The following is a 25,118-nucleotide window of genomic DNA, read 5'->3' as shown; positions in this document are numbered from 1 at the left end:
GCGGCGCGGCACGGTCGAACGACAGGCTTCGCAGGGTCCAACCGCCGTTACAGCTTCGACGAGAGGCTCATCAGCGGCAGAACCAGCGAGAGGAAGATGAAGACCACGCCTCCGGCCAGCAGCAGAAGAAGGAGCGGTTCGAGCAGTCGCATGGCGAGATCGAGCGCCCGATCCACTCTCGATTCGAGCGTCTCGGCAATGCTGACAAGCACCTGGGCGAGGTTGTTCGCGCTCTCGCCAACGGAGATCATCTCGATCACATCCTCGTCAAAGAAACCGCTCGCCGCGAGCGGCCGGGTGAGCGACTCGCCGCCACGCACGGCTTCCGTGGCGTTGTCGAGCGCCTCGGCCAGCAGCGGATGCCCCGAGGCGTCGCGCGATGTCTGCATCGCCTGAATGAGTGGAATGCCGTTCTCCAAGAGCGTTCCGAGCACGCGCGTGACGCGCGCCACAGCGAGACCTCGAATCAACGCCCCGACCTTGGGCACTCGCAGGAGCGCCGAGGCGACCGCGCGGCGCACCCGATCGCGCCGCATGGCGACGAACCCGGCGATTCCAAGTCCAATCACCGCGGGCACCACCAGGGGCCACCACACGAGAATCAGGTCGGAGAGCAAGAAGAGCACGCGGGTCGCCAAGGGCGTCTCGATCCGTGCGAACTGCGGCCTGAACTGAGGGACCAGGAAGACCATCGCCGCGATGACGAGCGCGACGCCGCCCACCAGCAGAATGCATGGGTAGATCAAGCTGCCCAGCACGCGGCTGCGCATCTCCGCCTGATGGTGCAGGAACCGACCGAGTCGGGCGAGCGCCGGCTCGAGGAAGGAGCCCCGCTCACCCGCCCGGACCACCGCCACCTGGATGCTCGGGAAGACGCGAGGGTGCCGGGCAAGGGCGTCGGCCAGACGCGAGCCGTCGGCGACCTCGTCGGCGATCTTCGACCAGATGGCCGCAAGACTCGGATCGGCGCGGCCTCGTCCCAGAAGCTGAAGTGAGCGAAGCAAGGGCACTCCCGCGCGGAGCAGATCCGACAACTGTTGATATGAGGTGGCAAGGCGCCTCGCTGGAATCCGCCCCCCTCGGGGCATGGCCGAGGTGGCCGCCTCAACCCGGACCGGGGCGAGGCCCCGGGCGCTCAGGTCCGCCGCCGCCGCCTGTTCATTGGCAGCCTCGACCCTGCCCTGAACTCGGACGCCGCGTTGATCCCTGGCGATGTAGGCGTAGACGGCCATTCGTCGAGGTCCTTCTAATGTAGCCCCGCGCGATCTCGGCGGCCGCTCCGCTGGCTTCGAACAGCCCCCTTCATGCCTGCTGCTTTGGCAGTGATTGGGCCACGGGCGTGCTCGAAGGGCGCGCCAGATCGGCCGGGAATCGCCCCGACGGCCCATCGCCCGCGAGCACCCGGCATGGCGCTTGCGACGACGAGGGTCCTATGCGAATTGACCGATTCACCACCATGGCCCAGGAGGCCCTCCAAGGCGCTCAGAGCGCGGCGACCCTTGCCGGACATTCGGAGGTCACGCCCCCCCACCTGCTCGTTGCACTCCTTCAAGAGGCCAACGGCGTGCCCGCGAGCCTCGCGAAGCGCTGCGGCGTCGACCCCGCTCGCCTCCTCTCGATTGCGGAAGCGGAATTGAAGCGAATGCCCCGTGTGGAGGGCACCACTCCCCAGATCGGCCGAGAACTGGTTCAGGTCCTGACCGAAGCCGAACGGGAGGCGAAGAAGCTCAAGGATGAATATGTCTCGACGGAGCACCTGCTCCTTGCCCTCTCGGAGGTCAAGACCCCCGCCAAGGAAGCCTTGAGCGTCGTCGGCCTCGACCGGAAGCGACTCGCGACCGCCATCGACCAGCTTCGCAAGGCCAGCGGTGTCTCCCATGTCAATGACCCGAACGCCGAGGGGGCCTTTGAGGCCCTCAAGAAGTACGCGGTCGACCTCACCGAGCGCGCGGCGGCCGGCAAGATCGACCCCGTCATCGGTCGCGACGAGGAGATCCGCCGCTGCATGCAGGTGCTCTCGCGCCGCACCAAGAACAACCCCGTGCTCATCGGCGAACCCGGCGTCGGCAAGACCGCGATCGCCGAGGGTCTCGCCCTCAGGATCGTGAATGGCGACTGCCCCGACAGCATGCGATCCGCCCGGCTGGTCGCCCTCGATGTTGGTCAACTCATCGCGGGCAGCAAGTTCCGAGGCGAGTTCGAGGAGCGCCTGAAGGCGGTGCTTCGCGAGGTCGCCGCAGCGGAAGGTTCCGTCATCCTCTTCATCGACGAGTTGCACACGATCGTCTCGGCGGGCCAGACCGAAGGCTCACCGAGCGCCGGAAACCTCCTCAAGCCGGCGCTTGCCCGCGGCGAGCTTCGCTGCATCGGGGCGACCACGCTCGATGAGTACCGCAACCACATCGAGAAGGACCCCGCCTTCGAGCGGCGCTTCCAGCCCATCTTCGTCGGCGAACCGAGCGTTCCCGACACCATCGCGATTCTTCGAGGATTGAAGAGCCGTTACGAGGCTCACCATGGCGTTCGCATCAAGGATGGTGCCATCGTCGCCGCGGCCATGCTTTCGCACCGCTACATCGCCGACCGCTTCCTGCCCGACAAGGCCATCGACCTGCTCGATGAAGCCGCAAGCCGCCTCCGCATCGAGAACGACTCGATGCCCGCCGAACTCGACGCCGTGCGAAGGCAAGTCATGCAGCTCGAGATCGAGCGCGAGGCGCTCAAGCTCGAGAGCGATCCGGAGAGCAAGAAGCGCCTCGGCGCCATCGAGCAGGAACTGGCGCAACTGGAAGAGCGCAACCGGAGCTTGACCGCGCAATGGGAAGAGGAGAAGCGCGACCTCGACGCAGTCAAGACGACCCGCGCCGAGATCGAGCGAAAGCAGGTCGAACTCGAACAGGCGCAGCGGCGCGGCGACCTGGAGCGGGCAGCGCGCATCCGCTACGGCGAAATGCGGGAACTTGAAGAGCGCCTCGCCGCATCCGAGGCCGACCTCGACCGCCGATTGAAGACGGGCAAGACCATGGTTCACGAGGAAGTCGACGCCGAGCAGATCGCCGAGGTTGTCGGCCGCTGGACGGGGATTCCGGTGAGCCGACTCATCGAGAGCGAGCGGGAGAAGCTCCTGCGCATGGAAGATCAGCTTCGAGATCGAGTCGTGGGACAGCCCGAAGCGGTGACCGCCGTCAGCGAAGCCGTCCGACGCAATCGAGCGGGCCTCGGTGAAGCGCATCGGCCCATCGGCAGCTTCCTTTTCCTGGGGCCGACCGGCGTGGGCAAGACCGAGCTCTGCAAGGCCCTGGCCGAGTTCCTCTTCGACACGCAGGATGCCATGGTTCGCATCGACATGAGTGAGTACATGGAGCAGCACGCGGTGGCCCGCCTGATTGGAGCGCCGCCCGGGTATGTCGGCTTCGAGGAGGGCGGCCGCCTTACGGAGGCCGTGCGTCGACGCCCCTATTGCGTGGTGCTCTTTGACGAGATGGAGAAGGCCCACCCCGATGTCTCGAACATCCTTCTCCAGGTGCTCGACGACGGGCGATTGACCGATGGTCACGGCCGCACGGTCGACTTCTCAAACACCATCATTGTGATGACCAGCAACATCGGCTCCCAAGCGATTCTCGAAGCGACCGAGCGAGGTGAACCCGATGCCGTGATCGAGGCGCATGTGCGATCTCTTCTGAAGAAGGTGATGCGCCCGGAGCTGCTCAACCGCATCGACGATGTGGTCATCTTCCACCAGTTGACGAAGGAAGACCTTCGATCGATCGTCGAGATCCAGCTTCGAGGCCTCCGCCGTCGCCTTGCGGAACGAGGCGTGGCGCTCGAAGTCACCGCAGCGGCTCAGGACGCGCTCGCAAGTGAGGGGTACGACCCGCAGTTTGGGGCCCGACCGTTGAAGCGCGTGATCCAGCAGCGGCTCGAAAACGCACTCGCGAGCAAGCTTCTGGGGGGCGAAATCAGCCCCGGGCAGGCGGTCAAGGTCGACTTCGAAGGCTCCAGGTTCTCGATAAACGCAAATTGAGCGCTCGAGGCGCACGGCCAGGACAACGGGCCACGGGACGATGGAGTCCAATAATAAGGCCGCCCGGGTTACATGACGCGGCTTTAGTCATTCTTATGGCCTACAGGTCACCGAACCAGACGGAACAATTCGACACCGTTTTGCCAAGATTTTGGACAGGCCCCTTGGAAAATACCTCGGAAGGTGGCACTATGTGCGTGTTGGGCTTGGTTGCGTGCCAGCCCGTTTCGGACTCGGACCCCTGATCAACATAGAGAGGGAAAGATCAAGATGCGAAAGGTTCTTCTTGGAAGCGGTTTGCTCGCGGCATGCATCGCGGGCTCATCGAACGCTGCGTTCCTCGGTTTCGGCGCTGACACCTACGATGTCACCGTCGGCGCGAACACCTACCACGTGCTCGATGTGTACGCGGTCTACTCGTCGTCTCAGGACAAGATCCTGAACATCTTCAACTCGAACATTCAGCTCGTCGGCGCGACGAACTTCTATCAGCAGAACGGCTCTTGGCAGCCGCTCGGCGGTTCGAATGCTGCTGACTCCCGCGTCGCCCTCGGCGCTGCGATTGCTGGCGGAACCCCGGTCGGCAACACCTCGCCGGACGGCAGCTTCCTGAACTGGAACGACGATGAGGGTGCGGATCCCACTCTCCCGCCGAGCCCCGGCGCTGGTTGGTTCACCGTGAACCCCAACCCGGCCAACAACAGCAACGGCGCGAAGGCGCTCGTGCTTCAGGGCTTCTGGCAGGGCACCGATGGCCCGCTGGGCGTCATCGTCGGCCGCTTCTCGATCCTCGCTGACGGCGCGGCCAACAACCGCTTCCTCGTCTTCGGGGCGCAGGTCGGCACCGGTATCGTCGGTGGCACGGGCACCTTCTTCGGCCAGGACAACAAGACCTTCAAGTATGCCATCCCGACCCCGGGCGCTCTGGCGCTCCTCGGTCTCGCGGGCATCGCTGGTCGTCGTCGTCGGGCCTGATCTCAGGGGACGAGTCGCGGACTACGCGACCCGGAAGACAGGTTCGACCTGTCTGACAGCGCAACTCACCGAGGCCGCTCGCAAGGGCGGCCTCGGTTCTTTTTTGCCCGTGCACTTTCAGCCTGCCAACTCGTCCAGTGCGTCGAAAGCGAGAGCCCTGCTGCGGGGCGATCTCGCCACGGCGGGAGCGCTCTGCGGTCGATCGCGTGAGCGCTCGAGCGTGTTGAAGGCGCGAGCAACCCGCGCGGCAGAGCACGGCACCGACGATCAGCGGCGAGTCTTCACTCGACTGTCACGCTCTTGGCGAGGTTTCGCGGCTTGTCCACATCCTTGCCTCGCATGACCGCGGCGTGATAGGCCAGCAACTGGAGTGGAACCACAGTCACGAGCGGCTGAAGATGCTCGGGCAGGTCGGGGACATAGAAGACATCTTCGCAGAGCGACTTCACATGCTCGTCGCCCTCGGTGGCGACCGCGATGATGTGGCCGCCGCGACTGCGGACCTCCTCGATGTTCGAGAGCACCTTCTCATACTGGCTGTTCCGGGTGGCCACGAAGACCGCAGGCATGCCATGGTCGATCAAAGCGATCGGGCCGTGCTTCATTTCCGCTGCGGGCATGCCCTCGGCGTGGATGTAGGAGATCTCCTTCAGCTTCAGGGCGCCTTCAAGCGCGACGGGGTAGTTCACGCCGCGTCCCAGGAAGAGCCAGTTCTCGCGATGGATGTACTTGGCGGTCACACGCCTGATGTGCTCCGACTGCTCAAGCACTCGCTCAATCTGGGAAGGGACCGACTTGAGCTGCCTCATGTACGAGGAGGTGAACTCGGGCGAGAGATATCGCCTTCGTCCCACAAAGAGCGCGAGCATGGCCGCCACGGTCACCTGGCCAACGAACGCCTTGGTGCTCGCGACGCCAATCTCCGGACCAACGCGCAGATAGACCCCCGCGTCGGTCTCCCTCGCGATGCTCGACCCTACGACATTCACGATGCCAAGGGCCAGAGCTCCGCGCTGCTTCGCCTCCTGAAGCGCTGCGAGCGTGTCCGCAGTCTCGCCGCTCTGGCTGACCGCGATCACCACGGTGCCCTCTTCTACGATCGGGTTTCTATAGCGGAACTCGCTGGCGAAATCCCAGTCGGTCGGGATCTTCGCGAGTTCCTCCATCAGGTAGGTGCCGATCATGCACGCGTGGAGAGCGGTGCCCTGCCCCACCAGCGCCACACGGCGAGCGTTGGCGAGCTGTCGGGCGAAGGGCACGACGCCGCCAAGGACGATCTGGCCACCGCGCTCATCGATGCGACCCTGGAGGCAGGTGCGCAGCGCCTGCGGCTGCTCGAAGATCTCCTTGAGCATGTAGTGCTCGAAGGTCCCCAGATCGATCTGCTGGAGATCGAATTCCAGTTCCTTGACCTGCGCATCAACCGGAACATTGTCGACCGTGGCCGTCCGGAAGCTCTCTCGAGTGAGCTTGGCGACCGTGTAGTCCGCAAGTGTGAACGCCTGATTCGTGTGTGCCACGATGGCGCTCGCATCGCTGGCGACCACATACTCGCCATTGCCGACACCGACCATCAGCGGCGACCCCTTGCGGGCCACTACCAGCGTGTCTGGTTCCTGCTCGCAGATGACGGCGATGGCGTAGGCACCGGTCACTTCCCGAAGGGCTGACTGCACCGCTCGCTCAAGGTCGCCCCGGTAGAGCTCGCCGATGAGGTGCGCCAGGACCTCGCTGTCCGTCTCACTGGTGAAGGTGTGCCCCTTCTCCTCGAGGTACTTCTTGAGAACCGCGTAGTTCTCGATGATGCCGTTGTGGATGAGCGCGATGCCGTGCCCGAGCTTCGGATCGTCGCGGTGCGGATGGGCGTTCCGCTCGGTCACTCCGCCGTGGGTCGCCCAGCGAGTGTGGGCCATGCCGATGCTGCCATCGAAGCCGCCCTCACGCTCGACCACTTCTTCCAGCGCACAGACCTTGCCCACCGCACGAGCCAATCTCAGTTGCCCCTTGTCCAGCACCGCCAGCCCGGCGGAGTCATAGCCTCGGTACTCGAGCCGCTTCAGGCCCTCCAAAAGGATGTGCTTGGCGGGTCGGCGGCCGATGTAGGCAACAATTCCACACATGCGAGGGGGCTCTCCAGGAAAGGTGTCGCTACTGGTATCGGCCGCTCGCTGTTCGCCGATCGAGCGTTCAAGGGTAGCCTTTCCCGCTGTGGATGATTGTCCGTCACAGTCGATCAGCGCGGCCAAGAGTGCCCTTCGAACCGAGATCAGGAGCCGAATAACTCGGGCGGACCATGCGCAGCGCGTGGCCGCCGACGACTCGATCCAGCGCCAACTGGCCGAAAGCGGGCTCCTCGCGGTTGGCGGCGTCATCTGCGGCTTCCTGGCGCTGCGCGATGAGCCCAATCTGAAGGGCCTGCTCACCGATCTTCTGCGTGAGGGTCGGCGCGTGGCCCTGCCGGAGGCAATGAGACAGTCCGCCGACGGCGTGCCCTTGATGAGGATGATCGAAGTCGAAGCCCCCGAGGGCCTCTCAGAGACGCGCCGGGGTCTGCATGGCACCTCGGTGCCATCAGCGGGTTCAGAGGTCGCTCCTGAGGCGATTTCGGTGGTCCTCACACCGGGAGTCGCCTTTGACGCCGCGGGAACGAGGCTCGGCCGAGGTGGTGGCTTCTACGACGCCTTTCTCGCGGCCCTCCCACCGACGACATTGCTCATCGGCGTCGCCTACGAGGTCCAAGTGGTCGATCGAGTCCCCCGAGCCGAGCACGATCGCTCCGTGGATTGGTTGTGCACGGAGCGTCGATTGCTGCGAACGGGATAATGTTGGCATGGCGCTCGCAAGTCAGACCATTCCGGCCCAAGGTCGAAGCAGATACATGTCGAGTTCGCGGCGCAGGAGAGGGCGCCGCGGCGGAGTCGTGGTCGCGGTGGCGCTTTTGGCGCTCGCTGGCGGCACATGGGCCATGGTGAAGATGTTTGGCACCGAGACACCGAGTGAGGGCGTCCCCGCGCCGCAGACGCCGCTCGCAACAGTCGACCCTCCGGCGAGGCCGACCCGCAGTGGATCATGGGTGACTCCCGAACCCGAGGTGGTGACTTCCGGCGTGGCGGCGGGGCGCATCGAAACGCCGAAGCCGCCCGCGAATGTGCCGTCGCTTCCCGATCGAGCGACTGCGCCTTTGGCTGGCGCCGAGAGTGAGGCCACTCCACCCAAGGGGTTCGACGCGCCTGCACCACCGGTCAGTTCCGAGCGCGCCGATGATGACACATCCCGGAGCAACGCGCCAGCGCCGGGCGCTCGCGCCGCGTCGAGTGAACTCGCCAGAGCGCTCGCCTTGACCACGAGTGATCCGATTGCGGCGCGCCTTGCGCTGACGCGACTGCTCGATGGCAGCGCGCTCACCGGCGCCGAGCGACTGCGCGCGTATGAAGCGATCAATGAAGTGAACCAGCCGCTCTTCTTCCGCAGCGGTCTCGTCCAGGGCGACACGGTGTTCCGTGCCCATCGTGTGCAACAGGGTGAGACGCCGACGGCCATCGTGCGATCGCTTCAGGCCGAGTGTGAGCCTGATCTCCTGTTGCGCGTGAATGAGATCCGTGATGCGCGTCGCATCCGTCCGGGCCAGGTCCTCAAGGTCCCAACCGGCACCTTCCATGCCGAGGTCCTCAAGGGCGAGTACAGACTGAATGTCTATCACGGCGAAGGCGCAGACCGCGTGATGATCGCGAGCTACCCCGTGGGGCTCGGTGAGTCGAACACGACGCCGACGGGCATCTTCAAGGTGCGCCCGCGCAGCAAGCTCAAGAACCCCCAGTGGACCAATCCTCGCACCGGTGAGTTCTTTGCCGCCGATGATCCGAAGAATCCGATCGGCGAGCGGTGGATCGGCATCGAGGGCATCGAGCCGCACAACCGCGACTTCCTGGCCTATGGCATTCATGGAACGATCGAGCCCGAGTCCATCGGGCAGATGCGCTCCATGGGATGCGTGCGCATGCGCGAACTCGATGTTGAAGTAGTCTTCGAACTGCTCACGGTGCCTAACAGCACGATTCTGATTGCTCCCTGACGGTGAGGTGGGGGGAGCGGCGTCGAGATGGCGATGCCGATCGAGACCGACCAAGGAGAGTGATGCCCATGCAAGATCCAGTGCGACGCTGGTGGCCCGAGATTCTGCTTGTCGGGGCGCTGAGCGCTTGCGTTGCCGCGCCGGCTATGGCACAAGTGAACGCGCTGTCATTTGAGAGCGTCGAGGAGGTGAACCAGATCGGGCGCCTTCAGGGCGCACCACAACCCGTGTCGATCAACGAACTTCGACGAGTGCTCGAGTGCCCATCGCTCGACGCGGACGCCAGTCTTCGAGTGCTCGACACCATGGCCGCTTATCGCATCGCTGCGGCGAGGATTCGCGAACGGGAACTCCTTCCCGGGGCGATCCAGGCCATGGGCCCCGCATCGACTCGCGCCGAGGGTCAGGCGCTCTTCGCTGATGGCGTGGAGAAGCGCCGCCGCCTCGACCAGGGGCTCTTCGCCGATCTTCGGGCCCTGACAACCGACGCCACCTGCGCTGCGCTGCTCGATGACATTCGAGGCGCGATTGAGCGTCGCATGATCCGGGAGCGTGTGGGGGCGTCGCATCTCCTTGCCTTCGACATCGAGATCGGTCCGATTCTCCGAGGGTCGTTCACCGCATCGCCCGTCCTCTGGGAGATGAGTGACCGTAAGGCCTCGGACCTTTCCGAGGAGACGCGCCGGGCGGCCGAGGCGGTGGTCACGGCGCGAGATCGCGCATTGCTCAGCCTGCTCCAACAACTGGAGGAGTCTGTGCGCGACGCTCCCGCCAACCAACGCGCCGCGCTCGAAGCTCGCGGCGTTGCTCGACCTTCGGCCGAGGAGCGCGATCCGGCGGTTCATCGGCAGTACAACGAGTTGGTCCGCGCAGTCGCCAACGAAGTCTTGAGACCTGCTCGTGATCTCGCCGTTGACATTGGTCGCCACCAGCGCGAGACACTGAATCAACTTCAGCCCCTCCTTCCGGAGCATCTCTGGCGTCGTGTGCGCGGACAGGTGCTCGCTCGAATGTACGGCGGCCCCTTCGTCGTGACACCGCAGCAACCGCTCCTCTGCGTCGCACGCGCGCTCCACGAACGGCCCACCGATGGCGGGCACGACGCGGGTCCCCTTGACGAGGTCGCTTCCATCATGGCGGCTTGGCGCCTCGAGCGAGACACGCTCGAGTTGGCATTGGCCGATGCCATTGACTTGGTCCGCGGGTCGGGTGACGACACGGCCGCGCTCGTCGCCGCCGCGAGTGAACTGGTCTCGTCCATGGAGAGTCTTGACGCGCGCACTCGCGCCTCGATCGCCGGCCTGGGCTTCGACTGCCCCGACCCGCCGACCAGCACATGGAAACCTGCGGACTTCGGCATTCGGCGTGTTCGGAGCGCCGCCGAGGCGTTCCCGCCGTCGCCGTCGAGTCGCGGATTTGTCGCCTTTCACTCCGCGGTCCGGCCGGCCGCCGCACGAGGCGACCTTCGTGGCCAAGTGCAGCCACTTGATGTCTCGTGGGTCGACCACCTCCTTGACACCTGCGAGATCGCCCCCGAGGACCCTCGTCGAGAAGTTGGCCGGGCCCTCATCGAGGAGACACGACGCGCCGCACAGCCTGTCCTCGAAGCCAATGCCGAGCGGATGCGAACATGGGACACGCTCACCCAATCGAACTTTCAGGCAGCCGAGGAGTTCCTTCGCGGCAGTCGGGATGTGCAAGAGCAGCTCGAGCACGAGTTGGCGCGCCTTGACGAGGCTCTGTTTGACAACCTTCGCGCGCTCATCAAGGGCGCCCGCTCCGAGGGCTGGGGAGAGCTGTTGATCGAACTCGCGGATCGCGACCGGCGACGGCTGGGGCGCCGCATCGAGGCCGGTCCGACGAACCATGATGTCGCTCCAGGCACCGAGGCCACCGTTGACCTCGTGCGACTCATCGACGAGTCGCCCGAGCTTGCGCGGTTCCGATCGGCTGATCACCCTGAGTTGAACTCGGCGGTGCTTGCCATTCTGCGCAACTATGGACAGCGCATGAGTGCGGCCATCGACGCCCATGTCGCCGCCACCCGATGGGAGGCAGAGCAACTCGCGGAGACTGCCCAACGACCGCCCAAGGTCCAAGGAATGTATGAAGCTCTGGCCGAGCTGGCCAAGATCAATCGAGAGGCGTTGAACCAGCTTGTGGCCGTCGTGGACCTCGCCCATGATCGCACCGCGCTCAAGGAGTGCTATCGCCGGGCCGCGTGGCCTGACATCTTCGTGGTCGATCCGCTGTCTCGGGCACGACCATCGTTCAAGCGCCTCACAGGCGAGTCTCCGACCACGCTCGACTTCGGCCTTCTTCCCGCCGCGCAGCGAAGTGAGCTTGATCGCGTGGATGACTCGATCACCACGCTCCTCATGGCGTCGACAACGAGCCACGATCCGAAGGGCCCACCTCCGCCCTTGAGTGAGATTGCGGCGGCCATCTGGACACTTGACGGATGGCGGTGGCAGCGTGAAGAAATCCTGCTGGAGCTTCTGATGCGCCAGGCGATCCTGCAGCCCGCAGTGATCGCGCCGACTCCGGCCACGCCCCACCCGTGAATCACGAGCGCGGCGCGACCCGAAGGCGGCCGGTAGGCTTTCGCCATGCCGACGCCGGAGTTGCTCGAGTACTTCGATTCCCCGACGGATCACCCCTTTCTCATCGAGCATGTGCACGAGGAGTTCACCTCCGTCTGCCCGAAGACGGGGCATCCCGATTTCGGCGCCATCACGATCCGGTATGAGCCCGCGGCCGTTTGCGTGGAGCTCAAGAGCCTGAAGCTCTACTTTCAATCCTTCCGCAACGAAGGGATCTTCTACGAGGCGGTCACCAATCGGATCCGCGATGACCTGGCTCAGGGCATGAGCCCGCGATGGCTCCAGGTCATCACCGAATGGCGCGGCCGGGGCGGCATCCGCTCCCGCATCGTGGCATCAGCCGGAAGTGTGCCGGTCTGCTGGCAGCGGCCATGATGAGGTCAGGTTGAGGTCAGGTTGAGGTCAGGTTGAGGTCAGGTTGAGGTCACGACGAGTCCAGGGCCGAGGCTTGATCAGGCCCAGACCAAGTCGATCCCAAGTCATGCTCAAGCGATGATCGGGCGATGCCCAAGTGATGGTCGAGCCAAGCCCCATTCGTGATCAAGCGGTGATCAAACTGTGATCGAACCATGATGCTGGCCGAGTCCATCATTCACTCCATCGATCCCTATGTCTTCCGGATCGGAGGCGTCGGACCGCGCTGGTATGGCATGGCCTATGTCACGGGCTTCGTGCTCGGCTGGCTGCTCCTGCACTGGCTGGCCCGAACACGACGCATTCTGCTCTCCCCGCAGCAGGTCGCCGACTTTGTCTTCTATGTGATCGTCGGCGTGGTGGCAGGCGGGCGCCTCGGCCATGTGCTCCTCTATGACCCGCATCTTCTCTGGACCTTCACTCCGACAGTGCCGTGGTGGAGCGCGATTGACATCACCAAAGGCGGCATGTCGAGTCACGGCGGCATCATCGGCGTCACGCTCGCGGCATGGCTCTTCGCGCGACGGGCGGGTGTGCCCTTCATGCACCTGATGGATTGCGCGGCGATTGGAGCGCCGCCCGGACTGGCCCTCGGCAGGCTGGCGAACTGGGTGAATGGCGAACTCCTCGGCAAACCCCTGCCGGAGGAGTGGTGGGGCAATCCACCGCGGTGGAGCCTGAAGTTTCCGCGCGAGATCCTCGATGATCACTTCATCCGAGTAGCTGAGTTGCAGGCGCTGCGGACCCCGAAGTTCGTTGATCCCGCGGCGCCCTTTCCCGACTCGCTGGTGATTGCCTTCGAGAGGGGCAACCAGATAGTGATGGATGCGCTCACGCCGTTGCTCACTCCGCGCTGGCCGAGCCAGTTCTTCCAGGCGCTGACAGACGGTCCAGTCCTGCTGGCGGTGCTCGTGGCCGTCTGGTGGCGACCACGACGACCGGGCGTTGTCTCCGGCTGGTTCTTCCTCGCCTACGGCGTTCTGCGGATGATCACCGAGCAGTTTCGCCAAGCCGATGAAGGGGTCCTCATGCTCGGACCGCTCACACTGCCGATGTTGATCAGCCTCGCCATGATCGCGGCTGGAGCGTTGCTGATTCTCTGGTCGTCATCGAGACCGACCGCCACCGTCGGCGGACTGGCGCCATCGTCGCGCGTGTCAACCGCTGCGCGTTGAACGCATGTCGGCCGACACCAACACCTCCCGGCTTCGCGCCGTCGTCGGGCACATCCACCTTTGTGCGGTGCGTCACTGTCCGGGCGGCGTGCCGTCGTCGTAGATGGGAACGGCGTTGGCCCACTCGTGATCCCAGAGGCGGAAGCCCCCGATGAACGCATTCGCGTTGTCTCCGGGCCTGCACCCGCTTGGCATCTCCTTCAGGTGCGCCACATTGCCACCGCCGAGCACCACTTCATCGGGCAGCAGCGCTGCCCGAAGAATGCCGACGACACGCGCGACCTGACGGCGCCAAGCCTTCTTGCCAAGGCGCTTAAGCCCCCGCAGGCCCACGGCATCCTCGAAGGTCCGCCCTTTGCGATAGGGCAGGTGGGCGAGCTCCAGCGGCAGGATGACCTTGCCGGCGATCATGCAGCTTCCAAGTCCCGTTCCCAGGCCAAGGAAGAGCATCTTTCCCGCTCGGTAGCTGCCTACCGCCTGCATCGCCGCGTCATTGAGGAGCTTGACCGGGCGAGCGAGATCGCGGTCGTAGTCGAAGTTCACCCATCCGCTCCCCAGGTTGGCCGGCTCATGCGCCGGGCGATTGCCGAAGACCGGAGCCGGGATGCCGATCGACACCGCATCGAAGTGCCAATCCCTGGCCAAGGCCTTCACTCCCGCAACCATCTGCTGCGGCGTGAGCGATGGACCCGATGGGAACTCGCGCTTCTCGGGATCGGTGGAGACCCGGCACTTCACATGGGTGCCCCCAATGTCAATGGCGAGGACGGTGCGACCAGACATGAGATCAGCGTAGTGGGAAGTTCGCCGAAGGAGCACGGCATCCCAGGACCCGGCAAGGGGCGCTCTCTCAGCAATCCTCTGGGGGCGTCCTTCGGAAAAGAAACCCGCCCCCGATCGCTCGGGGGCGGGTCAGGTCAGCATGATGCTGCCGAATCGACCGCGAACGATCGATCGGTGGATGACGAATCTCAGGCGCGACGACGGCGTCCCACGACGCCAGCCAGCCCGAGCAGCGCGAGAGCACCAGGGGCCGGGATCTTGTCGACACCCTTCAGCGTGATCTCGACATCGGAGAGAGTCGCCGATGAGCCGGCGAAGCTGTATCCGTTACCAACACCAACGATTGCCGTGGTGTTGTTGTAGCTGGGCGCCGCAGAGAGGAGACCCAGCACGGCGCTCGCGAAGTTGACATTGCTGCCGCTGTTCGGCGCGCCGGTCTCCCCCTGGTAGTCATTCGCACCATTCACGAAGATGTCATACCCGCCCCACTGAAGGTTGCCCACAGTGGCGCCGATGTCGGCGGCCCATGAGCCTCCGGCGGCGTTCGAGTAGTTGAACTTCACGATGATGCCCGTCAGCGTGCCGATGAGCGGCGTCGTCTCCACGGTCACACCCTGGCCACCTGCCAGCACATGGGTGCCGGGAATGGTCACGACCACATCCGCGTTCGCGGCGGCGGCGGCAACGAGCACGGTGCTCGCGGCAATCAGAACTTTCTTCATCTTGCTCTCCTCAACGCAAGCGGATTGCCCGCCAATCGACGGACTCTCCACGAATGAAACCCGTGGTGCCTGTCAGGTCTCAGCCTGCGGTCCCACGCTGAAGCCGAACCACTCGACTTCGCTCGACAGTAAAACTACACCGGCATTGCATTGACGCAACAAAGCGGAGATGAATCAGATCATCACCGTTCAAATCTGCGCGATTACTGGTCGTTAAGGAACTTTCGGTCTATAACAAGCGCCAGTAACCTCATTTGTGTTCATGTTCTCAGACCTTTGCCGGATTGCCGCTCTTGCACATAAGCACCAACTGTTGGCCGAGAACCACGGTCCCGGCCGGACGCTACCCTCATCGTGTGACTCAAGTCGAGCCCATCGCATGGGAGTACAGCGCCGCTCCCGAGAGCGTGCCGGTGAAAATCCAGTCGTCCTATGGCCTCTTCATCGGCGGTGCTTGGCAGGAACCCCGGCGCGCTGCCCGGCTTACGACGGTCAACCCCGCCACCGAGGCGCCACTCTCGGAGGTGATCGACGCCGACGCCGACGCGGTGCACCAGGCTCATGACGCAGCCCGGGCCGCGCTGCGCCGATGGTCACGCACCAGGCCGATCGAGCGCGCGAAGTTCCTCTTTCGCATTGCCCGACGCATTCAGGAGCGGGCGCGCGAGCTCGCGGTGCTCGAGACGCTTGACTCGGGCAAGCCCATCCGCGAGAGCCGGGACTTCGACATCCCGATGGTCGCGCAGCACTTCTTCCATCACGCGGGGTGGTGTGACAAGCTCCGCTATGCGCTTCCGGGCGTGAGCGACCCGCGCCCCGTGGGGGTCTGCGCCCAGATCATTCCGTGGAACTTCCCGCTGCTGATGGCCGCGTGGAAGCTCGCCCCCGCGCTTGCCTGCGGCAACACCTGCGTGCTGAAGCCAGCGGAGACGACACCCCTCACCGCGCTCCGCCTCGCCGAGATCATGAAGGAGTGCGAGCTGCCCGATGGCGTGGTCAACATCATCACCGGTGGTCCTGCAACGGGACGCGCGATGGTGGATCACCCGGGCTTCGACAAGATCGCCTTCACGGGGAGCACCGAGGTGGGCAAGGCGATTCTCGCCGCGTGCGCTTCGCGCACGATCAAGCTCACGATGGAACTCGGCGGGAAGAGCCCGAACATCGTCTTTGCCGATGCGCCGATCGATCAGGCCGTTGAGGGAATCGTTGAGGGCATCTGGTTCAACCAGGGGCAGGTCTGCTGCGCGGGCAGCCGATTGCTCGTCGAGGAGTCCGTGGTCGACGAGGTCGTTGACAAGCTTCGCAGCCGGATGAATCGACTTCGCGTGGGCGACCCGCTTGACAAGAACACTGATGTCGGCCCGATCAACTCGCGCGTGCAGTTGGAGCGGGTGCAGCGCTATCTCTCAATCGGTGCCTCCGAAGGCGCCACCATGGAGCCGTGCGGCAGCGCGACACTTCCCGAGCGCGGGTACTTCTGCCGACCGGCGTTCTTCACGGGGGTGCAGCCAAGCGCCACGATCGCCCGCGAAGAGATCTTCGGTCCCGTCCTCGCGGTGATGACCTTCCGCACGCCCGAAGAGGCGATCACCCGAGCGAACAACACGCCCTACGGATTGAGCGCTGGCGTCTGGACGGCCAAGGGAAGCAAGATCTTCGACACCGCGCGGCGCCTGAAGGCGGGAGTGGTCTGGTGCAACGCCTTCAACCTCTTCGATGCGGCGAGCCCATTCGGCGGCTTCAAGGAGTCGGGCTTCGGTCGCGAAGGTGGCCGACACGGGCTCGCGGCCTATCTCACGCCATGATCGCGCTCGATACTGCAAGCACTCCCACTTGACAAGCCTCATCGCATGAACCGCCTTCCTGTCGTCAAGACCCACAAGCTCTTCATCGGTGGCTCGTTTCCACGCACCGAGAGCGGGCGATCGCGGGAACTCCTCGACCTGCGAGGCGAAGTGGTCGCCCATCTCTGCCGGGCCAGTCGCAAGGATCTCCGCAGCGCCGTCGAAGCAGCGCGGGCGGCGCAGCCCGCATGGCAGGCGGCGACGCCCTACCTTCGCGGCCAGGTGCTTCATCGCTTCGCGGAGATGCTCGAGGGTCGCCGAGCTGAGCTTGCCGATGCGCTGCGAACCCATGCGCGTCGCAGCGCTGCCTCGGCGCGCGCCGAGGTCGATGCGGCCATCGATCGATTGCTCTCGATGGCGGGCTGGAGTGACAAGCTCGCCATGGTGCTCGGCGGACAGAACCCCGTCGCGGGCCCCTACTACAACTTCACCGTGCCGGAAGCGACGGGCGTCGTGACGCTCGTCGATGGGTCGCATGCCCCGCTGTTGGGCGCCGTGTCACTTCTTGCACCGGCGCTCGTGGCGGGAAACGCCGTGATCCTGGTTGCCTCGGAGGCGGCGCCTCTTCCCGCGCTTCTCCTGGCTGAGAGTGCGCCGACTTCAGATCTCCCGCCCGGGGTCTTCAACCTCCTCACGGGCGAGCATGGGGAGTTGGTTCCGCACATCGCTTCGCACCGAGACATCGACGGCGTGCTCGCCGCGGTCGAAGGTGAGACCGCCGCTCAGCTTCGGAAGGGCTCCGCGGAAAACCTGAAGCGCGTGCGCATCATCGACCCGTCCAGCGACTTCTTCGCCGAAGAGCCTTGGTCGGGGGCGAGCGCCTTTGAGAGCCTCGTCGAGTTCAAGACGATCTGGCACCCGGCCGCGACCTGATGCTCACGCGGTCGGGCGAACGACCCTCGACATCGAAGATCGTCACCTCCACCTCGCGGTCGAGCGCGCCGCTGGAGAGCGGCAATCGGGGGTCGGTCGCCGCGTCGAAGCGACCTGCGAGTGCGCCATCGATCAACACGGCGCCAGAGGAGAGACCGTCGAGTCGTAGCTCGACGGCACCAGGTCGAGCCAGTCGCGTGGTCCACCAAGTGGGGAGCGATTGATGTCGTCCCCGCGCACGCGCGGGAGCGCCGCTGCTCCACTTGGCGCTTGCCGCCTCGGGTGGCTCCCACCGTGCAAAGGCCCACGCCGCCGCACCACGCCGACTGCTCCCGATCACCTCCATGCACTTGAAGAGTCGAAGGCGACTCTCGACTCCCGGTGCCGAGGCGAAGGGCACCAGCGTGATCGTTGCTGACCCCTGGCGCCACCCCGCCATCCCTGGCGCGAGGTGAATGCCACGAAGGTCACCCGCAGGTCGATCGGCCAGCGCCGCAGGAACTCCGTTGATGAGCACCGCGCCATAGAACGGCACGCCGGGATCGATGATGATCGGCGTCGATCGATCGAGTCGAAGCGAGAGCTGAATCGACTCTTCAGGCAGCGCGCCCGGCAGAAGCGGCACGAAGCGCCGAAGCGTGAAGGGATCGAATGGCGGCGTGACGACCTTGCGGCTTCGCGCCTTGATCGGCTCCACAATCCACGCCTGCCCGCGCACGCCGGCGGCATCGGCGGCAGCGAGGCCGGAACTGGGCCTCGACCGTTCATTGGCGAGGATCACGAGTGAACGGCCATCAGCTCCGCCGCCTGCAGGAATGCGCAGGGGCATGCGCGCCCGCTCGCCAAGGTGGGCGAGCGGAGCGCCGTCGAGAAACGCGCGGAGGTCGCCGACTGCGCCGGGCATCCAGAGCAGCGACGCTCCGCGCCGCGATGGAACCCGCAGCCTGTACCAACCGAAGCCGCGACGCGGCGCGTAGACCGCAAGTGACTGAGGCTCCTCGACGCCAGCGAATCGATCGCTTCGACCCGAAGTGAGCTCCTGCGTGTCAGCGCGGCGCCAGCCTCGGAGCTTCTCATCGGTCGTGCGATCCGATGCGGTGGATGATGGCACCACGCGCACCTGCCCGCGCGACTCCACGCGCACCACTTCGCGGAAGCCCTTCGCTCGAGTCACTGAACCGTCGGCCTCCGTGCGCTCGGCGCCGATCAGGCACCCTCGCTGCTCGATGATGAGTGCAGCCGCCTGGAGCTCGTTCACGACCAGCACCGTCACACCGGCGTGCTGGAGCACGCGCGGGCGGGCGCCTGCCTTCAGGTCGGGAACCTCAGCGCGGCTCTCGCTTCCATTGATCGAGACGACGCTCTTGACGCCGGCTGCGCCCATGAGCACCAGCAGCGCATCGTCGATGAACGCAAGCGGGGAGAGCGTTGCGTAGTCAAGAGTGGACCGGCCGCCGAGATCGAGATCGAACGCATACCAGGAGACTGGCGCGCTTCCGCGCACCACGGTGAGGCGCCGTCCGTCTGCGGAAATCAGCGAGACCTCGCCAGTCACGGTCGATGGCACCTTGCGATGAGACAGGGTGCGTCCCGTTGACCGCGGCGCCGACAGAACGAAGGCGACCGTGCCACTTCCGCATGCCCGCGAGATGACGATCGGCGCCTCATCAACCTCTCGGTCGGGGTCGAGCACGACCGCCTCCGAACCTGCGGCGCCACCCGTCCCGGAGCCGAAGTGGGAGGCGAAGATCGCCAGCGGTGCGAGGTCGTCGAGCGCCGCGCCGGGGCGATCGGCCTCGTTCACCAGGACCGGAACCACGGCATTTGTCTCAAGCGGCACGCCGGCGCTGCGTCCCGGAGCCGTCAGTCGATGCACCTCGGGCGCGGCGTGCGCCACGATCGCCTGCCCTCCGGCTGCGAAGACGAGCGCCACGCGCCGCGCGAGGTCGCGTCCATCGACCGCTTCAGAGTGTGAAGCCCGACCTGCACGGACCGCGCCTCTCGAAGCATGGGCGATTCTCAGCGCACTCGGCGTCGTGACCTCCACCAGTGCCGGCCCATGCGGCTGGACGCGACGCAACTGCCGCACATGGGCCAGGAGATCATCGCTTCCCTGCCAGACATCGACGGTCTCCTCCGCGCCGACCCAGAGGCCATTCGCCGTGAGCACCGGCAGATCAATGCCCGACTCCCGCACAAAGCGCCGAAGCTCGGTGAGGTACTCCTCGCCCGCCTTCTCGTTGCCGCACTCCCAGCCATGTTCGACCTGCACCGCGAGCAACCCACCGCTCATCTTCTGACCGGCGGCGTGACCGCTGCGCTCCGATGCTTCAAGACCTTTCAATGGTGCGAGCACGGAGCCGAACCATGAGGCGACCTGGCGCAGAAAGAGATCCTGCGGCTCGCGCGGACGAAGCTCGGGGATCTCGGCGATCCATGATGGCAATCCGCCGCCCGCATGAGTGCCGCCAACCATCGGGCCGATTCTCACCACCACCCAGAGGCCCTGATCGCGGCACTCCTTCACAAATGCCTTCAGATCGAGTGATCCAGTGAAGTCGAGCCGGCCCGGATGACGCTCATGCAGGCTCCACGGCGCACTGGTGCGAATCGTGTTGAACCCGCGCTGTCGAAGGAGCGCAAGACCACGCGACCACTGCGCTCGCGGCCAGAGCGACGACTCCACCGCCGCACCCATCAGCCAAATGCGGCGCCCGCCGATGGAGAACCCCTGAGCGTCGAATGAAATCTGCGGCACGGTGAGAACCTAACGCTTACCGAGGAATGCCACCACCTTGACTTCAATGGCGATGGGTGTGGGGAGAGATGTGACTTCGACGGTGGTGCGAGCGGGATTCGGATTGCCCGGCCCCGCGAAGAACTCAGCGTAGACGCGGTTGTAGGCGGCGAAGTCGCGCTTCATGTGCGTGAGGAAGGTCGTGACATCGACGATGCACTCCCAGGGCACACCCGCATCTCGAAGGACCGATCGAAGGTTCTCGAAGCAGCTTCGACACTGGACCTCGATGTCGTGGTCGACGACCGTGCCATCGGTTCCAAGCGTGACGCCGGGAATCTCGCTGCGGCCTCGCGTGCGAGGTCCGATGCCGGAGACAAAGAGGAAATCGCCGGCGCGTCGCGCGTGCGGATAGGGACCGACCGGCTCGGGGGCTTGCGTCGAAAAGACGCCCTGCTCATGCATGGCGGCAGAGTATCGCGACCGCACCGCTCGCGCTTGAGTCCGCGCGCTTACGGTCTCCAGGCAATCTGCGACGAAAGCACCGTCAGGAAGTTCCCACGAACCTCATCGAGCGGTCCTCGCCGTGCGGCAAGCTCCATCGCGTAGACCGCCTGCGCCCGATCACCGACGGACGCGCGCAGCGCCGCAGCAAGGAAGTAGAGATCGGCGCCGCCCGAGGGGCTCTCACTCGCGCGGTTCTCGATGGAGCGAGCGAGTTCCGTCAGGCGCCAGCGCGTTCCCGAAGGAAGCGGAAGCGCATCCAGCACATCGAGTCGCAGCGCGAGCGCGTCCCGCAGCGCCCACGCCGCCGTCGCGTCGCGGCCCATGAGCGCCGCCGCCAGACCGTACCCGGCGCGGGCCCGCGCGTTGTCGGGCTCTTCATTGAGCACACCGGCGAAGAGCTCTTCTGCGCGGAAGTCCTCGCCATAGGCCAAGGCCTCCCATGCATTCTGTTCGAGCAATCCCGCAGGCGGCATCGCGACCGCGGGAGTCATGGGCACGGTCGGCATAGTCTGAGTGAGCGACGCATCCGCCAAGACCATGGTCCCGTCAGCCGCAGAGAACGGCGCCGTCTCACCAGAGACGACGGCGATCCACTCTGTCGAGGGCGAGTAGACGACGGGCTGTTCAACCAGCAGAAGCGGCGGCTGCACCACGACCGGCGTCCATGCAGCCGACACGACGACAGGTGATGCGACGACGAAGCTGGTCGCGATCCACGGCGAGCACCACGACGCGCCGCCAGCCCACCACGGTCCACTCCAGCCGCCCCAGCCACACCAACCGGGTGTCCACCACGGGCTCCAGCCGCACCAGCCCGGCGCCCAGGCGCCGCCCCATCCGGGCCAGAAGCCACTGCTGTAGCCAACGCTCACGCTCCAGCCACCACCTCCGAAGCCGAAACCGAATCCCCAACCACCGCTGCTGAATCCGAAGCTGACACCCCAGCCGCTCCAACCGCCCCAACCCCAGCCAGCCCAGCCAGCCCAGCCGGGGGTCCAGCATGAAGACCAACCGGGACTCCAGCAGGGACTCCAGCACGCGGGCCAACCGCCCCAGCAGTTCGTCGGGAACCAGCCACAATTGGACCATGTGGGTTGATTCCAGCCGCAGCCAGGCCAACCGCCGCCTCCATAGGCATAGGCGTTGGCGGAGTCGAAGCCGTATCCCGTGTCGTAGGCGTACGCGGCGCTTGCCGCAGGCGCTGCGCCGCCCGGCGGCGCGAAGTCACTGACCGGAGCGTTGCGAGCGCTGCCGCCGTCACCCGGAACGGGAAGGGGACGAGGTGAGCCGCCATTCCACACACCACGGTTCTCGGGAGACGCCGCGGTACCAGGCGCGCCTGGATCCCGCGCGGTCGGTTGCCCGCGCGTGGGCGAGGCGTTGCCGAGAGGAGCTTCACCACGCGGCGCGAGGCGACCGGGCGATGCGCTCTCATCGCCACGACCCGGCGCGCCACGATCAGGCGCCATGCGATCGGGCATGAGCGATCGTGAAGGCGCCGAAGGCTCGGCGCCTCGACCGGGGAAGTCACGAGCGCCGGGCTGCGCTCGCTCGCCACGGTCAGGCATGAGCGCGGGGCTCACACCGTCGGGCCCGGGCCGCTGCGTCGGCGCGGTCGGTGACGGGACGGGAGCAGATCGAGGAGCAGTCGGTGCGGGTTCCCAACGAGGCGCCGGTGCAGACGGCGCAGGTGCTGAACGAGGCGCTGACGGTGCGGGCGCCGATCGCGGAGCGGAAGGAGAACCCGGTGAAGGAGGGGCTGTCCGCGGTGCCGTGGGTGCGGGCGCCGATCGCGGAGCCGAAGGCGCGCTCGGCGCAGGCGGCGCGGCGCGAGGCGCTGACGGTGCCGGCGCTGAACGCGGAGCGGAAGGAGAACCCGGTGAAGGAGGGGCTGTCCGCGGTGCCGTGGGTGCGGGCGCCGATCGCGGAGCCGAAGGCGCGCTCGGCGCAGGCGGCGCGGCGCGAGGCGCTGACGGCGCGGGCGCTGATCGTGGAGCCGAAGGCGCACTCGGCGCAGGCGGCGCGGCGCGAGGCGCTGACGGTGCCGGTGCGGGCGCCGATCGCGGAGCCGAAGGTGCACTCGGCGCAGGCGGCGCGGCTCTTGGCGCACCACCTCCGCCGGGCATCATCGGTCGGCCACCACCGCCTCCGCCTGGCGCCGACGGAGCCCCGGGCCCGGGGGGTGCCCCCTGCCCGCCGCCCCCCCGCTGCGCGAGGGCCGAACTGTCCAATGCCAGCGCCGTGACGATTGACAATGCAGCGACCGCGACGGTGCTCGTTCGAGCCCTCGTCGCGGTCGATGTTCGCTTCGGATGACGCATGGCTGGACCTCCTCTTGACCGAATGGCTCCCCGTCCCGGGTCGGGGCGGACAACCATTCAAGACCGAGTCGGGGCCGCCGTCTTCCCGTTCAGGGCCTCAATTGCCCCAGTTTCCGAGAACAATCGCGATATCAGCTCCGTTGACCGCCTCGTCACAGTTCAAGTCGCCCTCGCCCGTGCCGCCCCAGTTGCCCAGAATCAGGGCAATATCGGCGCCATTCACGAGCTGGTCTCCGTTGACATCGCCGGCCACCGGCGGCGGCCCGGCCTCAATGTAGTCGCGGGTCGGGCCGGTGCCGACATTGTCTGCGTGATCGATGGCCGTCACGAAGTACGACACCGACGCGCCAGCGGGCATCGCTGGAATCACACCACGCCAGAGGTTGTTTCCAACCCACTTCATCGGGACCTGGCCCTCGATCACCGTGCAGCCCGAGGTGGCGGTGTAGTGGAGGAAGATGCCCTTGTCGTGGAACCCACGATCACTGGTGTGGCTGTCATAGATGATGACGCGCACGATCTTCTCACTCGGGGTGCCCAGCGGATTGCCGTTCGGAACACCCTCCATGCTCACGATCTTGGGCGCGATGGTGTCGATCGGCCCCGTCACATTGATGTAGATCTTGTTCTGGAAGGAACCAGCTTCTCCCTGTGCGGTCACGAAGTCGAGGCGGCCATCACCGTTGAGGTCCGCCACCTTGATGTCGAGCGTCGCATCGGAGACAACCGGAATCACGCCGGACACCTGCGTGAAGAAGCCCGAACCATTGTTGTTGTACAGACGCTCGCTGGAACCCAGACTGCCGACGATCAGATCGAGATCGCCGTCGTTGTCGTAATCGAAGAAACGGCTGTCATTGTCATCGACCGTCGGATTCGGCGAGATCGACGAGGAGATGTTCGTCCACGAGTTGCCACCACCGTTGTTGCGGGCGAGCAACTCGGCATTACTCACGCCGCCGTTGACGGAGATCGCATCAAGATCGCCGTCACCATCGATGTCACCGACATCGATCGAGTAGCTGGCGGAATCGTTGGGAAATCCCGCCTGAAGGGTGAAGACGCCGGACCCGTTGTTCTTCCACAGGCGGCTCTGGTTCGGCGAAGTCGCGCGGGTTCCGACGAAGATGTCGAGATCGAAATCGAGGTCGATGTCGCAGAAGAGAATGTCCATCTGCTGCGAGATGTTGCCCGCGGGGAAGTTCGTGGCGGTGGCGTCGGTGAAGAAGCCACTCCCATCGTTCAGGTAGATCCTCGGCTGGCCGGTTCCGAAACGATTCGTCGCGCCTGAGTTGTTGAAGATGAGGTCGAGATCGCCGTCGTTGTCGACATCGCCGAACTGCGCACGAGCACTGCTCATCGCAATATTCGGCAGGCGAGCCGCCGTCTCGTTCACAAAGAACCCATTGCCCGTGTTGATGAGCAGGATCGGAACCTTGTTGAAGTCCTGGGCAAGAATGAGGTCGACCCAGCCATCGTCGTTCACATCACCCGCCTCGACACCGCGGAACCAGCCCTGGACGCCAGGCGCCCGCGCATCAGTTTCGTCGGCGAAGAAACCGAGGCCATCGTTCATGTAGATGCGCGGCTTCAACGCGGCCCCCTGGGTTTGGTACCCCTGACCGTCAGCAAAGACGATGTCGAGATGACCGTCGTTGTTCAAATCAACGATCGTCATCTGGTTGGAGTAGAAGTTCTGAACCGGGAACCGCGTACTTGTCTGGTTCTGGAACTGCTGGGCGGAGGCCGCACCGGCGAGCACGAAGGCGAGAGTTGAGACGACGATCGGAACAGCTCGGTGTGGCACTGGGGGATCCTGCGGTCGAATGAAGAGAGGAACGAGAGGACAACAACCCCCAGTGGCGAGAATGTACCCCGCGGTGACGCGAATCCCAACCCGGGGCCACGCAATGCCTCGGAATCGACGCATTTGCGAATTGGGGTCGCTTGCTTGTCGCTGGGGCCCGTAACCTTGGGCAACGCGATCTTGCTCGGGTTGTAAGCGCCATCGAATGCCCACGAGAGGAGGCCCGTCGCCATGAAATCCGTCGAAAGCTCCCGC

General features: G+C 65.5%; 18 protein-coding genes. 10 read left to right on the top strand and 8 right to left on the bottom strand.

The annotated features are described in order from the left end of the window. Nucleotides 1-47 precede the first annotated feature (47 nt). The gene (locus tag KF724_00565; GenBank protein MBX3354173.1) at nucleotides 48-1,232 is read right to left on the bottom strand and encodes a type II secretion system F family protein; all 1,185 of its coding nucleotides are present in this window, start codon (nucleotides 1,230-1,232) and stop codon (nucleotides 48-50) included. A 200-nt stretch (nucleotides 1,233-1,432) separates the two neighbouring features. On the opposite strand from KF724_00565, the gene clpB reads away from it, so the two are divergent. Both clpB and KF724_00555 read left to right on the top strand, forming a co-directional pair. Then, nucleotides 1,433-4,027: an ATP-dependent chaperone ClpB gene (gene clpB / locus KF724_00560; protein ID MBX3354172.1), complete on the top strand. Its 2,595-nt coding sequence runs from the start codon at nucleotides 1,433-1,435 to the stop codon at nucleotides 4,025-4,027. A gap of 270 nt (nucleotides 4,028-4,297) precedes the next feature. Next, nucleotides 4,298-5,002, top strand: a complete 705-nt coding sequence (locus tag KF724_00555) for a hypothetical protein (GenBank protein MBX3354171.1) — start codon at nucleotides 4,298-4,300, stop codon at nucleotides 5,000-5,002. A 281-nt stretch (nucleotides 5,003-5,283) separates the two neighbouring features. On the opposite strand, the gene glmS is transcribed toward KF724_00555, so the two are convergent. Next, nucleotides 5,284-7,122, bottom strand: coding sequence for a glutamine--fructose-6-phosphate transaminase (isomerizing) (gene glmS / locus KF724_00550; protein MBX3354170.1), 1,839 nt, complete (start codon nucleotides 7,120-7,122; stop codon nucleotides 5,284-5,286). 88 nt (nucleotides 7,123-7,210) lie between these two features. Between glmS and KF724_00545 the strand changes: the two genes are divergently transcribed. The 5 genes from KF724_00545 (at nucleotide 7,211) to lgt (ending at nucleotide 13,266) form a co-directional block, all read left to right on the top strand. After that, complete coding sequence (locus KF724_00545) at nucleotides 7,211-7,825, top strand: 5-formyltetrahydrofolate cyclo-ligase (GenBank protein MBX3354169.1); 615 nt, start codon at nucleotides 7,211-7,213, stop codon at nucleotides 7,823-7,825. A gap of 7 nt (nucleotides 7,826-7,832) precedes the next feature. Continuing rightward, nucleotides 7,833-9,074, top strand: coding sequence for a L,D-transpeptidase family protein (locus KF724_00540; GenBank protein ID MBX3354168.1), 1,242 nt, complete (start codon nucleotides 7,833-7,835; stop codon nucleotides 9,072-9,074). 68 nt (nucleotides 9,075-9,142) lie between these two features. Beyond that, nucleotides 9,143-11,638: a hypothetical protein gene (locus KF724_00535; protein MBX3354167.1), complete on the top strand. Its 2,496-nt coding sequence runs from the start codon at nucleotides 9,143-9,145 to the stop codon at nucleotides 11,636-11,638. Nucleotides 11,639-11,683: 45 nt separating this feature from the next. After that, the gene (queF, locus tag KF724_00530) at nucleotides 11,684-12,052 is read left to right on the top strand and encodes a preQ(1) synthase (protein MBX3354166.1); all 369 of its coding nucleotides are present in this window, start codon (nucleotides 11,684-11,686) and stop codon (nucleotides 12,050-12,052) included. 194 nt (nucleotides 12,053-12,246) lie between these two features. Further along, nucleotides 12,247-13,266, top strand: a complete 1,020-nt coding sequence (lgt, locus tag KF724_00525; GenBank protein MBX3354165.1) for a prolipoprotein diacylglyceryl transferase — start codon at nucleotides 12,247-12,249, stop codon at nucleotides 13,264-13,266. A 72-nt stretch (nucleotides 13,267-13,338) separates the two neighbouring features. On the opposite strand, the gene KF724_00520 is transcribed toward lgt, so the two are convergent. Then, nucleotides 13,339-14,049, bottom strand: coding sequence for an ROK family protein (locus tag KF724_00520; GenBank protein ID MBX3354164.1), 711 nt, complete (start codon nucleotides 14,047-14,049; stop codon nucleotides 13,339-13,341). 188 nt (nucleotides 14,050-14,237) lie between these two features. Continuing rightward, nucleotides 14,238-14,771 (bottom strand): hypothetical protein, encoded by a 534-nt coding sequence (locus KF724_00515; protein MBX3354163.1) that lies wholly within the window; start codon nucleotides 14,769-14,771, stop codon nucleotides 14,238-14,240. A gap of 356 nt (nucleotides 14,772-15,127) precedes the next feature. Between KF724_00515 and KF724_00510 the strand changes: the two genes are divergently transcribed. Together KF724_00510 and KF724_00505 are read left to right on the top strand one after the other, a co-directional pair. Further along, nucleotides 15,128-16,579 (top strand): aldehyde dehydrogenase family protein, encoded by a 1,452-nt coding sequence (locus KF724_00510; GenBank protein MBX3354162.1) that lies wholly within the window; start codon nucleotides 15,128-15,130, stop codon nucleotides 16,577-16,579. Nucleotides 16,580-16,624: 45 nt separating this feature from the next. Next, on the top strand, nucleotides 16,625-17,491 hold the full coding sequence (locus tag KF724_00505) for an aldehyde dehydrogenase family protein (protein MBX3354161.1): 867 nt from the start codon (nucleotides 16,625-16,627) through the stop codon (nucleotides 17,489-17,491). On the opposite strand, the gene KF724_00500 is transcribed toward KF724_00505, so the two are convergent. The 3 genes from KF724_00500 to KF724_00490 are packed head-to-tail and all read right to left on the bottom strand — an operon-like array spanning nucleotide 17,460 to nucleotide 22,303. Further along, on the bottom strand, nucleotides 17,460-20,249 hold the full coding sequence (locus tag KF724_00500; protein MBX3354160.1) for a beta-galactosidase: 2,790 nt from the start codon (nucleotides 20,247-20,249) through the stop codon (nucleotides 17,460-17,462). The two genes, KF724_00505 and KF724_00500, sit on opposite strands and share 32 nt — an antisense overlap. Nucleotides 20,250-20,258: 9 nt before the next feature. Further along, nucleotides 20,259-20,693, bottom strand: coding sequence for a RidA family protein (locus KF724_00495; GenBank protein MBX3354159.1), 435 nt, complete (start codon nucleotides 20,691-20,693; stop codon nucleotides 20,259-20,261). A gap of 47 nt (nucleotides 20,694-20,740) precedes the next feature. Beyond that, nucleotides 20,741-22,303: a hypothetical protein gene (locus tag KF724_00490; GenBank protein ID MBX3354158.1), complete on the bottom strand. Its 1,563-nt coding sequence runs from the start codon at nucleotides 22,301-22,303 to the stop codon at nucleotides 20,741-20,743. A gap of 50 nt (nucleotides 22,304-22,353) precedes the next feature. Here KF724_00490 and KF724_00485 point away from each other — a divergent pair, with 50 nt between their 5' ends. Beyond that, complete coding sequence (locus tag KF724_00485) at nucleotides 22,354-22,980, top strand: hypothetical protein (GenBank protein ID MBX3354157.1); 627 nt, start codon at nucleotides 22,354-22,356, stop codon at nucleotides 22,978-22,980. 173 nt (nucleotides 22,981-23,153) lie between these two features. Here KF724_00485 and KF724_00480 read toward each other — a convergent pair whose 3' ends face one another. After that, complete coding sequence (locus KF724_00480) at nucleotides 23,154-24,863, bottom strand: VCBS repeat-containing protein (protein ID MBX3354156.1); 1,710 nt, start codon at nucleotides 24,861-24,863, stop codon at nucleotides 23,154-23,156. Between the last annotated feature and the right edge of the window lie 255 nt (nucleotides 24,864-25,118).

This window comes from Phycisphaeraceae bacterium (assembly GCA_019636735.1).
Lineage (GTDB): Bacteria > Planctomycetota > Phycisphaerae > Phycisphaerales > SM1A02 > VGXK01.
The sequence above is the reverse complement of the archived record's forward strand: the minus strand, read 5'-3'. Positions and strand labels throughout refer to the sequence as shown.

Coding starts and splice junctions, on each gene's coding strand:
- KF724_00535 (MBX3354167.1), top strand. CDS start 9,143: ATGCAAGATCCAGTGCGACGCTGGTGGCCCGAGATTCTGCTTGTCGGG.
- KF724_00520 (MBX3354164.1), bottom strand. CDS start 14,049: ATGTCTGGTCGCACCGTCCTCGCCATTGACATTGGGGGCACCCATGTG.
- KF724_00565 (MBX3354173.1), bottom strand. CDS start 1,232: ATGGCCGTCTACGCCTACATCGCCAGGGATCAACGCGGCGTCCGAGTT.
- KF724_00495 (MBX3354159.1), bottom strand. CDS start 20,693: ATGCATGAGCAGGGCGTCTTTTCGACGCAAGCCCCCGAGCCGGTCGGT.
- clpB (MBX3354172.1), top strand. CDS start 1,433: ATGCGAATTGACCGATTCACCACCATGGCCCAGGAGGCCCTCCAAGGC.
- KF724_00490 (MBX3354158.1), bottom strand. CDS start 22,303: ATGCCTGACCGTGGCGAGCGAGCGCAGCCCGGCGCTCGTGACTTCCCC.
- KF724_00555 (MBX3354171.1), top strand. CDS start 4,298: ATGCGAAAGGTTCTTCTTGGAAGCGGTTTGCTCGCGGCATGCATCGCG.
- KF724_00515 (MBX3354163.1), bottom strand. CDS start 14,771: ATGAAGAAAGTTCTGATTGCCGCGAGCACCGTGCTCGTTGCCGCCGCC.
- KF724_00540 (MBX3354168.1), top strand. CDS start 7,833: ATGGCGCTCGCAAGTCAGACCATTCCGGCCCAAGGTCGAAGCAGATAC.
- KF724_00505 (MBX3354161.1), top strand. CDS start 16,625: ATGAACCGCCTTCCTGTCGTCAAGACCCACAAGCTCTTCATCGGTGGC.
- lgt (MBX3354165.1), top strand. CDS start 12,247: ATGATGCTGGCCGAGTCCATCATTCACTCCATCGATCCCTATGTCTTC.
- queF (MBX3354166.1), top strand. CDS start 11,684: ATGCCGACGCCGGAGTTGCTCGAGTACTTCGATTCCCCGACGGATCAC.
- glmS (MBX3354170.1), bottom strand. CDS start 7,122: ATGTGTGGAATTGTTGCCTACATCGGCCGCCGACCCGCCAAGCACATC.